At 73.6% G+C, this 12,087-nt stretch carries 11 protein-coding genes, 1 tRNA gene and 1 riboswitch; of the genes, 10 read left to right on the forward strand and 2 right to left on the reverse strand.

Annotated features, from left to right (window positions below):
* Nucleotides 1–51: 51 nt before the first annotated feature.
* Nucleotides 52–1,143 carry a fatty acid desaturase family protein gene (locus tag ACWDCZ_RS35945; protein ID WP_449818071.1) on the reverse strand — a complete coding sequence of 364 codons (1,092 nt, stop codon included), beginning with the start codon at nt 1,141–1,143 and terminating at the stop codon, nt 52–54.
* Nucleotides 1,144–1,513: 370 nt separating this feature from the next.
* Here ACWDCZ_RS35945 and ACWDCZ_RS35950 point away from each other — a divergent pair, with 370 nt between their 5' ends.
* The 3 genes from ACWDCZ_RS35950 (at nt 1,514) to ACWDCZ_RS35960 (ending at nt 3,867) form a co-directional block, all read left to right on the forward strand.
* Entirely contained in the window at nt 1,514–2,668 is a 1,155-nt protein-coding gene (locus ACWDCZ_RS35950; RefSeq protein WP_449818072.1) for an anion permease, read from the forward strand.
* The gene (locus ACWDCZ_RS35955) at nt 2,665–2,946 is read left to right on the forward strand and encodes a hypothetical protein (RefSeq protein WP_449818073.1); all 282 of its coding nucleotides are present in this window, start codon (nt 2,665–2,667) and stop codon (nt 2,944–2,946) included. The genes ACWDCZ_RS35950 and ACWDCZ_RS35955 overlap by 4 nt, the downstream gene beginning before the upstream one ends.
* Nucleotides 2,947–3,207: 261 nt before the next feature.
* Nucleotides 3,208–3,867: a polysaccharide deacetylase family protein gene (locus tag ACWDCZ_RS35960; protein ID WP_380776043.1), complete on the forward strand. Its 660-nt coding sequence runs from the start codon at nt 3,208–3,210 to the stop codon at nt 3,865–3,867.
* A gap of 7 nt (nt 3,868–3,874) precedes the next feature.
* Here ACWDCZ_RS35960 and ACWDCZ_RS35965 read toward each other — a convergent pair whose 3' ends face one another.
* Nucleotides 3,875–4,687: a hypothetical protein gene (locus tag ACWDCZ_RS35965; RefSeq protein WP_449818074.1), complete on the reverse strand. Its 813-nt coding sequence runs from the start codon at nt 4,685–4,687 to the stop codon at nt 3,875–3,877.
* A 206-nt stretch (nt 4,688–4,893) separates the two neighbouring features.
* On the opposite strand from ACWDCZ_RS35965, the gene ACWDCZ_RS35970 reads away from it, so the two are divergent.
* The 7 genes from ACWDCZ_RS35970 (at nt 4,894) to ACWDCZ_RS36000 (ending at nt 12,024) form a co-directional block, all read left to right on the forward strand.
* Nucleotides 4,894–4,964, forward strand: a tRNA-Cys gene (locus ACWDCZ_RS35970).
* A gap of 120 nt (nt 4,965–5,084) precedes the next feature.
* The gene (locus tag ACWDCZ_RS35975; protein WP_449818075.1) at nt 5,085–6,128 is read left to right on the forward strand and encodes an alcohol dehydrogenase catalytic domain-containing protein; all 1,044 of its coding nucleotides are present in this window, start codon (nt 5,085–5,087) and stop codon (nt 6,126–6,128) included.
* A 133-nt stretch (nt 6,129–6,261) separates the two neighbouring features.
* A riboswitch (cobalamin riboswitch) is annotated at nt 6,262–6,445 on the forward strand.
* 210 nt (nt 6,446–6,655) lie between these two features.
* Complete coding sequence (locus tag ACWDCZ_RS35980; RefSeq protein ID WP_449818076.1) at nt 6,656–8,155, forward strand: CoA-acylating methylmalonate-semialdehyde dehydrogenase; 1,500 nt, start codon at nt 6,656–6,658, stop codon at nt 8,153–8,155.
* An 8-nt stretch (nt 8,156–8,163) separates the two neighbouring features.
* Nucleotides 8,164–9,306, forward strand: coding sequence for an acyl-CoA dehydrogenase family protein (locus ACWDCZ_RS35985; protein WP_449818077.1), 1,143 nt, complete (start codon nt 8,164–8,166; stop codon nt 9,304–9,306).
* On the forward strand, nt 9,306–10,370 hold the full coding sequence (locus ACWDCZ_RS35990) for an enoyl-CoA hydratase/isomerase family protein (RefSeq protein ID WP_449818078.1): 1,065 nt from the start codon (nt 9,306–9,308) through the stop codon (nt 10,368–10,370). Before ACWDCZ_RS35985 ends, ACWDCZ_RS35990 begins: the two co-directional genes overlap by 1 nt.
* Nucleotides 10,367–11,254, forward strand: coding sequence for a 3-hydroxyisobutyrate dehydrogenase (gene mmsB, locus ACWDCZ_RS35995; protein ID WP_049653554.1), 888 nt, complete (start codon nt 10,367–10,369; stop codon nt 11,252–11,254). Before ACWDCZ_RS35990 ends, mmsB begins: the two co-directional genes overlap by 4 nt.
* Nucleotides 11,251–12,024 carry an enoyl-CoA hydratase gene (locus tag ACWDCZ_RS36000; RefSeq protein WP_449818079.1) on the forward strand — a complete coding sequence of 258 codons (774 nt, stop codon included), beginning with the start codon at nt 11,251–11,253 and terminating at the stop codon, nt 12,022–12,024. The genes mmsB and ACWDCZ_RS36000 overlap by 4 nt, the downstream gene beginning before the upstream one ends.
* Nucleotides 12,025–12,087 lie beyond the last annotated feature (63 nt).

The following is a 12,087-nucleotide window of genomic DNA, read 5'->3' on the forward strand; positions in this document are numbered from 1 at the left end:
GCCCACTTCGGCCTCCTGGCCGCCGTCCTGTTGTGGTCGGCGGGACCCCGCTCACCGGGCGGCCTCCGCGGGTGCCGTGCTCTTCGCCGCGGCCGCGGCCTCCGGGCGGGCCGGGACGGACCGGCCGACCGCGCGCAGGTCCCGCAGGATCTCCCGGAAACAGGCGGTCGGACCCGCCTCGGCGTACGGCACGCCGATCTCCGCGCAGTAGGCGCGCACGATGCGCGAGGCCGGGCGCAGCGCCGCCACCGGCATGGCCGGGAAGAGGTGGTGCTCGATCTGGAGGCCGAGGCCGCCGAAGAGGAAGTGGACGAACCGGCCGGCCCGCAGGTTGCGGGAGGGCAGCACCTGCCGCCGGAGGTAGTCGGTGCGCTCGGCGCCGGGGCCGGTCATCGGCATGCCCTTGTGGTTGGGGGCGAAGATGCAGCCCAGGTAGACGCCGAACAGTGCCCCGAACAGCGCGGTGAAGGCGAGCGCCTGGAGCGGGGAGAGCACGAGGACGGTCAGGGCCGCCGCGACGGCGTAGTGCAGTACGGCGAGGGTGCGTTCCAGCGCCGGGTGCCTGACGGTGCCGCGGGTGAGGGTCAGGCCGGTGGCGACGAGCAGGCCGAGTGCCTGGAGGGACAGCAGCGGGAAGAACAGTGCCGCCTGGTGTCGTGCCACGAACCGCCGCAACCCCCGTGTCCGATCGGCCTGTTGGGCGGTCCGGGCGAAGAGGAGGGAGTCGGCGGCCGGGTCCTGGCCCTCGCGGTTCGGGTGGGCGTGGTGCCGGTTGTGGTCGTCGACCCACCAGCCGTAGCTCATGCCGACCACCAGGTTCCCCAGCACGATGCCCACCAGGTCGGTCGTCCGGCGGTCGGCGAACACCGCGCGGTGCGCGACGTCATGGCCGAGCAGCGCCAACTGGCCCAGCACGAGGGCGAAGAGCGGCGCCAGGCCGAGCTGCCACCAGCTCGCGCCGAGCGCCGTGAACCCGGCCAGCAGCCCCGCCAGCGCGGCCAGCAGTGCCGCGCTCCGGCACGCGTAGTACAGCGGGCGCCGACGCAGCAGACCGGCCTGCGCCACGCGCCGGTACAGTTCGGCGAACTCGCCGCGCCGGGCGGTCCCGGTGCTCGGGGGGTCCGGGATGTCCTGAACGGTCATGCCACCAATCCGGTCTCGGGCCGCCCCGGCCGGCCGTGTCCGTGCTGCGTGCCTGGGGCTCGAAGGCCCTGAGCCTTCCGTACCCGACCCGTCGGTGTCCCGCGCTGCCGGTGAATGCGACCCGATCGGGCGGGTGGCGGCCACGGGCTGACGGCCCGCCGTTCGGAGGTCGGGAATCCGTACGGGCTGCCGCCGGGGGAGTGGGTTGTGGGGAGGCCGTCGACGCGATCGGGCTCCTGGAGCCGTCCGTCCGGCAGACGAGGGGACGCGACCGTATGTTGATCCGACCGGATGGCGGCCCTTCGCCGCGCGGCGCGCCGGGTCGTCGCCGAACCGGGCGTGTCCCGCTACGCGGGCTAGGTTCGGGTCCGTGACCGGCAACGATGCGGTCCTGGCGCTGATGGTCGTCACGGCGCTGGGCTTCGACTTCACCAACGGCTTCCACGACACCGGCAACGCGATGGCGACCTCGATCGTGACCGGCGCCCTCCCGCCGCGGGTCGCGGTCGCCGTCTCGGCGGTGCTCAACCTGGTCGGCGCGTTCCTGTCGACCGCCGTGGCGGCGACCATCGCCAACGGCCTGGTCGCCAGCGGGGAGGTGACCCTGACGGTGGTGTGCGCCGGCCTGACCGGCAGCATCCTGTGGAACCTGGCCACCTGGTTCCTCGGGATCCCCTCCAGCTCCTCGCACGCGCTGATCGGCGGGGTGGTCGGGGCGACGGTGGCGGCGGCCGGGGTCGGGGCCGTCAAGTGGCAGGGGCTGGTCTCCAAGGTGATCGTGCCCGCGGCGCTGTCGCCGTTCATCGCCGGCGGGGTGGCGGTGGTCGGCACCCTCCTGGTCTACCGCCTCACCCGGGACGTGCCCGAGGGCCCGCGCGGGCGCGGGTTCCGGCTCGGCCAGATCGGCTCGGCCTCCATGGTGTCGCTCGCCCACGGCACCAACGACGCGCAGAAGACCATGGGCGCCATCACCCTGGCCCTGATCGCCAACGGCACCCTGCAGGCCGGGGCGAAGGCGCCGGACTGGGTGATCGTCTCCTGCGCGCTCGCGATCGCCCTGGGCACCTACATCGGCGGCTGGCGGGTGATCCGCGCGCTGGGCAAGGGGCTGGTGGAGATCGAGCCGCCGCAGGGGATGGCCGCCGAGTCGGCCTCGGCCGCGGTGATCCTCTGCTCCACCGACTTCGGCTACTCGCTCTCCACCACCCACGTGGCCACCGGGTCGATCCTGGGCTCGGGGATCGGGCGGAGCGGTGCCGTGGTGCGCTGGCAGCTCGCCCGCCGGATGGTGGCGGCCTGGCTGCTCACCCTGCCGGCCGCGGCGGGGGTCGGCGCGGTGGCCTACTGGACCGCGAACGGGATCGGCGGGACGACCGGGGTGGCGGTGATCTTCATCGTGCTGGTGCTGGCGTCGGTCGCCTTCTTCGCCGCCTCCCGCTACCCGGCCGTGACGCCGGAGAACGTCAACGCCGCCTGGACCGGTTCGGTGGCCCCCGAGCCCGTCAAGGACGAGGTGAGGTCGTGAACTCCTGGATCAACCTGGACGCGGTGTGGAAGATCGTCGTGGTGGGCCTGGTCACCGGTGCCGGCCTGCCCGCGCTGTTCGCCCTCGGCCTGCGCCTGCTCAACCCGTCCGGTCCGTCCGGTCCGTCCAGTCCATCGGACCCGTCCGGCCCGGCCGACGAGGCGGCGGCCGTCCGGCCCACCGCCGGCCCGGTCGGCTCCACCCTGGCCGGACTCCTCTTCGCGCTGGTGCTCGCGGCGATCGGCTGGGGCATCTACGTCATCGTCAACCACCGCTGACCGTCCGCCGCCCCGGCCCGGCCCGGGCGGGCCCCGCCGAATTCCGCTCCGGCAACCGGGTGAAATGGTACGGAGTCGCCTGGCGCGAATGGAAGCCGGGCCCGACGCTGCCAGAATGCAATTTCTCCGAGGGCCACCTGAACGGACGGGGCCACTGGACGGCAGGAGCGGAACATGCGACTCGTTCGACCACGCAATAGTTCGGAAAGCGCGCTCGCCCTGGATGCGGCGCGTCTCCCGTGGACGTTGATGTACCACTCGGTGACGTCGGCGACCGAGGATCCCTATCTGATCACCGTCGACCCCGCGCGATTCCGCCGCCAGCTGCGCTGGCTGTCCGCGCGCGGACTGCGCGGGGTGTCGGTGGGCGAGCTGATGCGTTCCCACCGGAACGGAACCGCCGCGGGAAAGGTGGGGCTCAGCTTCGACGACGGATACCGCGACTTCGTGGAGGAGGCCCTGCCCGCACTGGCGGAGTACGACTTCACGGCGACGGTCTACGTGGTGGCCGGCCGGCTCGGCGGGTACAACGACTGGGACGAGCAGGGCCCGCGCAAGCCGCTGATGACGGCGGCCCAGGTCCGCGAGGCCGCCGCCGAGGGGGTGGAGATCGGCTCGCACGGGCTGACGCACCGGCGGCTGGCGGGCCTGGGGGCGCGGGATCTGGCGGCCCAGGTCGCCGACAGCCGCCACGTGCTGGAGGATCTCACGGGCCGGTCGGTCGAGGGGTTCTGCTACCCGTACGGTTCGCTCGACGGCGCCGCCGTGGAGGCGGTGGCGCACACCGGGTACGGGTACGGGTGCGCGGTCAGCCCCGGTGTCCACGGCGGGGAGTTCGCGCTTCCCCGATGTTACGTCGGCGACCGGGACGGGCCGCTGCACCTGACCGCGAAGCTGGTGCGCGACCGCTGGCTGCGCTGACGGTCGGTCAGGGGGCGGTGGCGGCCGGCTCCAGGTGCAGCCAGGACTCGTGCCAGAGCAGGGCGCACCGCCGGTCGCAGCCGGTGGCGAGCGGCTCGCCACCGCAGCGCAGGCCGTCGAGGATGAACCAGCGCCCCCCGGTGGGGTGTTGCCACCAGGCGAGGGACCGGTGGCGCAGTTCGAGGGCGCTGTGACGGGTGCCGGTGTGCTGCTCCATCCCCGGCTGGAAGGGGACGCCGTGCAGGCGCCCGTCGGGGTCGAGGGTCGCGCGGATCTCCGCGAGGCCGCGCACGGTCGCCCACAGGGCGACGGGACGGGGGGCGGGGACCGGCGCGGGCGCGGGCTCCAGCCATTCGTCGCGGAACAGCAGGGCGCAGTCCAGCCCGCAGCCCTGGGCGCCGTCGGCGCCGTGGCAGGTGGCGCCGGCCAGGGCGACGGTGCCCGACAGGCGCCGTACCCGGTAGTGGTCGTCGATCATGCGGCGCACGATGCGCTCGACCTGGTAGACACCGCCGCAGAACGACCATTGGCTGCCGGTGAACCACAGGCCGCGGTGGCGGTCCTTGTCGTCGAGGGTGGCGCGCACCGCGGCCTCGTCCTTCACCCGGACCCAGTCCCCCTCGGCGAACCGGGAGGGCCGGCCGGGCGCCGGAACGTCGGCGCGGCGCTCGCGCAGGCCCTCGCGGGCGATCCTGGCGCGGCGCACGACGCCGAGTGGGGGAAGGTCGCGCAGGGGCAGGTTCTTGTACTGGCACCGGTTCGCGGCGGTTCCGCAGAGCGGCTCCGCGGTATGGGTGAACCGTGATTCCTCAACGGCCATCAGTGAAATCCCATCGGGTCGGAGATATCGGCACAGGCTAGCGCACCCGGTCTTTTACGCGCTGGCTCGTCGGACCCTACCGGCGCCATGTCGAAAGAAATAACACTAGACGCACTAAGAGCCCCATGGGGTGAAACATCGCCGTTCCCGGGGAATTCTGGTCAGGGTCCGTGTTCATGTGTGTGTAATGTTTCCATCGTTGTCGGGGTGGAGTGGCCGAGTGGCTAGGCGGCGGCTTGCAGGGCCGTTCAGATGGGTTCGATTCCTATCTCCACCTTTTACTTCCGAGTTCTTTCGAGAGCTTTCGAGTTCCTGTCGGGAGACGCGCCCGGAACAGGACGAGCGGTGCGGTCACCTGGGGCTCCGGGGGAACAATCACCCGGCGAAGGGATCGCTCATGTCCACCTCTCCCAGCGGCTCGGCCGCCCCGCTGCGCGCCGTCCAGGTCGCGGCACCGGGTGTGGCCCCCGAACTGGTCGAGGTCCCCTCGCGGGAACCCGGCCCGGGGGCCGTGCGGATCACCGTGGAGGCGTGCGGGGTCTGCCACTCCGACCTGCTCATCGCCGGCGGCCTGCTGCCCGGCAGCACCTTCCCGATCACCCCGGGGCACGAGATCGCCGGCCGCGTCGACGCCCTCGGCGAGGGCGTGGAGGGCTGGCGGGTCGGCGACCGGGTCGCGGTCGGCTGGTACGGCGGCAGCTGCGGGCACTGCGACGCCTGCCGGGCGGGCGACGGCCTGCACTGCGCACGGGTCGAGATCCCCGGCGTCGCCTATCCGGGCGGGTTCGCCGACTCCGTCGTCGTCCCGGCCGTGGCCCTGGCGGCGGTCCCGGACGAGCTCACCGCGGTCGAGGCGGCGCCGCTGGCCTGCGCGGGGGTGACGGTCTTCAACGCCCTGCGCCGCTCCGCCGCACGGCCCGGGGACACCGTCGCCATCCTGGGGATCGGCGGACTCGGCCACCTGGGCGTCCAGTTCGCCGAGAAGATGGGCTTCCGTACCGTCGCCATCGCCCGCGGCCAGGAGAAGGGGCCGCTCGCGCTCCGGCTCGGCGCCGCCCACTACATCGACAGCACCGCGGGCGATGTCGCCGAGGCCCTGCGGCAGTTGGGAGGTGCGAAGGTGGTCCTGTCCACCGTCACCAACGCGCCCGCCGTGGTGGCGACGATCGACGGGATCACCCGCCGGGGCGAGCTCGTCATGGTCGGACTCCCGGCGGAGCCGCTGGAGCTGAGCGCCCTGCAGTTGATCCAGGGCGACCGGAAGGTCTACGCGCACTCCTCGGGCATCGCGGTCGACACCCAGGACACGCTGCGCTTCGCGGCGCAGACGGGGGTGCGGGCCTGGGTCGAGGAGGTGCCGCTGGAGCGGACCGCGGCGGCGGTGGAGAAGATGGCGGCCAACCGGGCCCGCTTCCGGATGGTCGTCACCACCGGCCGCTGAGCGGCGGTCATCGGAGTCGGCCCTCGGAGCCGGTCCCTCGGGGCCGGCTCCCGGCGTGTCCGGGCAGGTGGACGGGGGTGAGCGGCCCTCCGGCGGCGCGGCGCGGGCGCGTACCCCTGGACTTACTAGGACGTCCAACTATATGGTCGACGGCAGGTCCGCGGTGTCAGGGAAGCCGGTGTGAGTCCGGCACGGTCCCGCCACTGTGACCGGGGAGTCCGTCCTCGCAGATGACGGCCACTGGCAGCCAGCCGGGAAGGCCTGAGGGCGTGCGGTGATCCGGGAGTCAGGATACCGGCCGCGGGTGGTTCGTGTTTTCCACGAGGATGGAGACGACACACATGACTCCGGGCTGCTTCCGTTCCACCGCGCCTGGCTGTCCCGTGCCGACGACCGCCAGGGCGCCCGCGTCCTGACGTACCGTCACACCGCCGTACGCCCGTGCCGAGGGGCGCACCACCGTGCGCCCGCCGACCGGCGGCGGCCTCCATTCCTCCTCTCCCCACCCCTGTCGAGAGTAGGAACCGATGGTCCGAGAACTGACCCACTTCATCGCCGGCAAGCCCACCGCCGGCACCTCCGGCCGCTTCGGCGACGTGTACGACCCCAACACCGGCCGGGTGCAGGCCAGGGTGCCCCTGGCGGGCCGCGCCGAGGTCGAGGCGGTGATCGCCGACGCCGAGCAGGCCCAGCCCGCGTGGGCCGCCTGGAACCCGCAGCGGCGGGCCCGCGTCCTGCTGCGGTTCCTCCAGCTCGTCGAGCAGGAGAAGGACGAGCTGGCCCGGCTGCTCTCCGCCGAGCACGGCAAGACCGTGGCCGACGCCCACGGCGACATCCAACGCGGCCTGGAGGTCGTGGAGTTCGCCGCCGGCATCCCGCACCTGCTGAAGGGCGAGTTCAGCGACAACGCCGGGACGGGCATCGACGTGTACTCGATGCGCCAGCCGCTCGGCGTGGTCGCGGGCATCACGCCGTTCAACTTCCCGGCGATGATCCCGCTCTGGAAGGCCGCGCCCGCGCTGGCCTGCGGAAACGCCTTCGTGCTCAAGCCCTCGGAGCGCGACCCCTCGGTACCGCTGCGGCTGGCCGAGCTGTTCCTGGAGGCCGGGCTGCCGCCGGGCGTGCTCAACGTCGTCAACGGCGACAAGGAGGCCGTGGACACCCTGCTGGAGGACCCGCGCGTCCAGGCGCTCGGCTTCGTCGGCTCCACGCCGATCGCCCAGTACGTGTACGCCACCGCCGCCGCGCACGGGAAGCGGGCGCAGTGCTTCGGCGGCGCCAAGAACCACCTGATCGTGATGCCGGACGCCGACCTCGACCAGGCGGCGGACGCGCTGATCGGGGCCGGGTACGGCTCGGCCGGGGAGCGCTGCATGGCCATCTCGGTGGCCGTCCCGGTGGGGGAGGCGACGGCGGACGCCCTGGTGGCGAAGCTGGTCGAGCGGATCGGCGCGCTCAAGGTCGGGCGCTCGGACGACCCGGCGGCGGACTTCGGACCGCTGGTCGGCGCCGACGCGCTGGCGCGGGTGCGCGGCTACCTGGACCTCGGGGTCGAGGAGGGCGCCGAACTCGTCGTCGACGGACGGGACTTCCGGCTGGCGGGGCACGAGGACGGCTACTTCCTCGGCGCCTCGCTGTTCGACCGGGTCACGCCCGGCATGCGGATCTACCGGGAGGAGATCTTCGGGCCGGTGCTCACCGTGGTGCGTGCCGCCGACTCCGAGGAGGCGCTGCGGCTGCCCAGCGAGCACGAGTTCGGCAACGGGGTGGCCATCTACACCCGGGACGGCGACACCGCCCGGGACTTCGCCCGGCGGGTGAACACCGGCATGGTCGGGGTCAACGTGCCGATCCCGGTGCCGATCGCCTACCACACCTTCGGCGGCTGGAAGCGCTCCGCGTTCGGCGACCTCAACCAGCACGGGCCGGACTCGATCCGCTTCTACACCCGCACCCGCACCGTCACCTCGCGCTGGCCCTCCGGGGCCAAGGAGGGCGCGAGCTTCACCATCCCGACGATGGGCTGAGGCGCGCCGTGCACACCCATCTGACCGACGACCAGCTCGCCATCGTCGCGACCACCCGGGACTTCGCCCGCGAGCACCTCGCCCCGCACGCCGTCGCGTGGGACCAGGCCAAGCACTTCCCGATCGACGTCCTGCGCAAGGCCGCCGACCTGGGCCTCGGCGGCGTCTACGTGCGGGAGGAGGCGGGCGGCTCGGAGCTCGGCCGCCAGGACGGCGTGCTCGTCTTCGAGGCGCTGGCGACCGGCTGCCCGTCCATCGCCGGCTACCTGTCGATCCACAACATGGTCGCCTGGATGATCGACCGCTACGGCAGTCCCGCCCAGCGCGCCCGGCTGCTGCCCGGGCTCTGCTCGACGGAGCTGCTCGGCAGCTACTGCCTCACCGAGCCGGGCGCGGGCTCGGACGCCGCCGCGCTGGCCACCCGGGCCCGCCGGCACGGGGACCACTGGGTCCTGGACGGCGTCAAGCAGTTCGTCTCGGGCGCCGGCACCTCGCAGGTGTACGTGGTGATGGCCCGAACCGGCGGCCCGGGGGCCCGGGGCGTCTCCGCGTTCCTGGTGGAGCGGGACGACCCCGGCGTCTCCTTCGGAGCGAACGAGAAGAAGATGGGCTGGAACGCCCAGCCGACCCGGCAGGTGCTGCTGGCCGGCGTCCGGCTCCCCGCCGACCGCCTGCTCGGCGGGGAGGGCGAGGGCTTCCGGATCGCCATGAACGGACTGAACGGCGGCCGGCTCGGCATCGCCGCCTGCTCCGTCGGCGGCGCGCAGGACGCCCTGGAGCGGGCCACCCGGCACCTGGCCGACCGGGAGGCGTTCGGGGCCGCGCTGCTGCACGCCCAGGCGCTGCGGTTCCGGCTCGCCGACATGGCCACGGAGCTGGAGGCGGCCCGCTCGCTGCTCTGGCGGGCAGCCGCCGCCCTGGACCGGGGCGACCCCCGGGCGCCGGAGCTGTGCGCGATGGCCAAGCGCCACGCCACCGACACCGGCTTCGAGGTGGCCAACCAGGCGCTCCAACTCCATGGCGGCTACGGCTACCTGGCCGAGTACGGCATCGAGAAGATCGTCCGCGACCTGCGGGTGCACCAGATCCTGGAAGGGACCAACGAGATCATGCGCGTCATCGTCGCCCGCGGCCTGACCGGGGCCGCGTGATGAGTACGGATGAGGTCCTCGTCCAGCGCGAGGGTCGGGTGGGTCTGATCGTCCTCAACCGCCCGGCGGCCCTGAACGCCCTCACCCACGGCATGGTGCGGAGGATCTCCGCCGCACTGGACGCGTGGGAGCGGGACGGCGACGTGGAGACCGTCGTGATCACCGGCGCCGGCGAGCGCGCCTTCTGCGCCGGCGGCGACATCGTGGCCATCCACCGCGCCGCCACCGGCGGCGACCCGGGAGCCGTCGAGGAGTTCTGGCGCGACGAGTACCGCCTCAACGCCCGGATCGCCCGCTACCCGAAGCCCTACGTCGCCGTGATGAACGGCATCGTGATGGGCGGCGGCGTCGGCGTCTCCGCCCACGGCAGCGTCCGGATCGTCACGGAGACCACCCGGGTCGCCCTGCCGGAGGCCGGCATCGGCTTCGTCCCCGACGTCGGCGGCACCTACCTGCTCGCCCTCGCGCCGGGGGAGTCGGGCACCCACCTCGCCCTGACCGCGGGATCCGTCGGCGCCGGGGACGCGCTGCTGTGCGGGCTCGCCGACCACTTCGTGCCCGCCGAGCGGCTGCCCGCACTGCTGGACGACCTGGCCGAACTGCCCGTCCACGACGCCCTGGAACGGAACGTCGGGCCCGCGCCGGCCGGCGTGCTGGACGCGCAGCGCGGATGGATCGACCACTGCTACGCGGCCGGCACCGTGGAGGAGATCCTCGACCGGCTGCGGGAGAGCGGCGAACCCGAGGCCAAGAAGGCCGCCGACCGGATCGCCGCCAACTCCCCGACCGCCGTGAAGGCGACGCTCGCGGCCCTGCGCCGGGCCCGGGCACTCGGCCCGCTGGAGGCCGTCCTCGACCAGGAGTACCGGACCTCCTGCGCGGCGCTCGCCACGCCGGACCTCGCCGAGGGCATCCGGGCCCAGGTGATCGACAAGGACCGCACCCCGCGGTGGAGCCCGGCGACCCTGAGCGCCGTCGAACCCGCCGCCGTGGAACGCTACTTCGCCCCGCTCGGCGACCGTGAACTCGGCCTCGCCGCCACCACACCCCTGGAGCGCTGGTGACCCAGACGATCGGATTCATCGGACTCGGCAACATGGGCGGCCCGATGGCCGCCAACCTCGTCAAGGCCGGACACCGGGTGACCGGCTACGACCTGGCCCCGGACGCCCGGGAGCGCGCCGCCGGGAACGGCGTCGCCGTGGCCGCCTCGGCGGCGCAGGCGGTGGCGGCGGCCGGGACGGTCGTCACCATGCTCCCGGCCGGACGCCATGTCCTGGACGCCTACGGTGAGTTGACGGCGGCGGCGCCGAGCGGCGCGCTGTTCGTGGACTGCTCCACCATCGCGGTCGGGGACGCCCGGGTGGCCGCCGACCTCGCCCGGGTCGCCGGGCACCGGGCCGTCGACGCACCGGTCTCCGGCGGCGTGGCCGGCGCCGAGGCGGCCGGCCTGACCTTCATGGTCGGCGCGGACGCCGCCGACTTCGCCGACGCCGAGCCGCTGCTGGCGGCGATGGGCCGGCGGGTCGTCCACTGCGGAGGGTCCGGCGCCGGCCAGGCGGCGAAGATCTGCAACAACATGATCCTCGGCGTCTCCATGATCGCGGTCAGCGAGGCCTTCGTCCTCGGGGAGAGCCTCGGGCTCAGCCACCAGGCCCTGTTCGACGTGGCCTCCACCGCCTCCGGCCAGTGCTGGGCGCTCACAGCCAATTGTCCCGTCCCCGGCCCCGTCCCGGCCAGCCCCGCCAACCGCGACTACGCGGCCGGATTCGCGGCCACCCTGATGGCCAAGGACCTCGGACTGGCCGCCGACGCCGCCACCGCCTCCGCCGTCCCGGCCGAACTGGGCCGACGGGCCGCCGAGTTGTACGCCGCCTTCGCCCAGGACGAGGGCGCCGGGCTGGACTTCTCCGCCATCATCACCACCCTCCGGGAGGGCGCCGCATGACGTACGGGACGATCCTGGTCGAGCGCAAGGGCCGGGTGGGGCTGATCACGCTCGACCGGCCCAAGGCGCTCAACGCGCTCAACACCCGGCTGATGAACGAAGTCGTCGCGGCGGCAACGGAGTTCGACCGGGACCAGGAGATCGGCTGCCTGGTGGTCACCGGCTCGGAGAAGGCCTTCGCGGCCGGCGCCGACATCAAGGAGATGCAGTCGCTCGACTTCGTCGACGCCTACCTCGGCGACTGGTTCGCCGCCTGGGACCGCTTCGGCGCCCTGCGCAAGCCCGTCGTCGCGGCCGTCGCGGGCTACGCGCTGGGCGGCGGCTGCGAGTTGGCCATGCTGTGCGACGTCCTGCTGGCGGCGGACACCGCGAAGTTCGGGCAGCCGGAGATCAAGCTCGGCGTCATCCCGGGCATCGGCGGCTCGCAGCGGCTGACCCGGGCAGTGGGCAAGGCGAAGGCCATGGAGCTGTGCCTGACCGGTCGGATGATGGGCGCCGAGGAGGCCGAGCGGGCCGGGCTGGTCTCCCGGATCGTCCCCGCCGACCAGCTGCTGTCCGAGGCGCTGGCCACCGCCGAGACGATCGCGGAGATGTCCGCCCCGGCCGCGATCATGCTCAAGGAGAGCGTCAACCGCTCGTACGAGACGACGCTCGCCGAGGGCGTCCGCTTCGAACGGCGGCTGTTCCACGCGACGTTCGCGACGGTGGACCAGAAGGAGGGCATGGCGGCCTTCGCCGAGAAGCGCCCGCCGGAGTTCCGGAACCGCTGACAGCCCGGCCGGGGGGGGGGGCCGCCCCCGGGCCGGCCCGCCCCCGCGGCGCGGGGGGGGGCC

Source organism: Kitasatospora sp. NPDC001225, assembly GCF_053597855.1.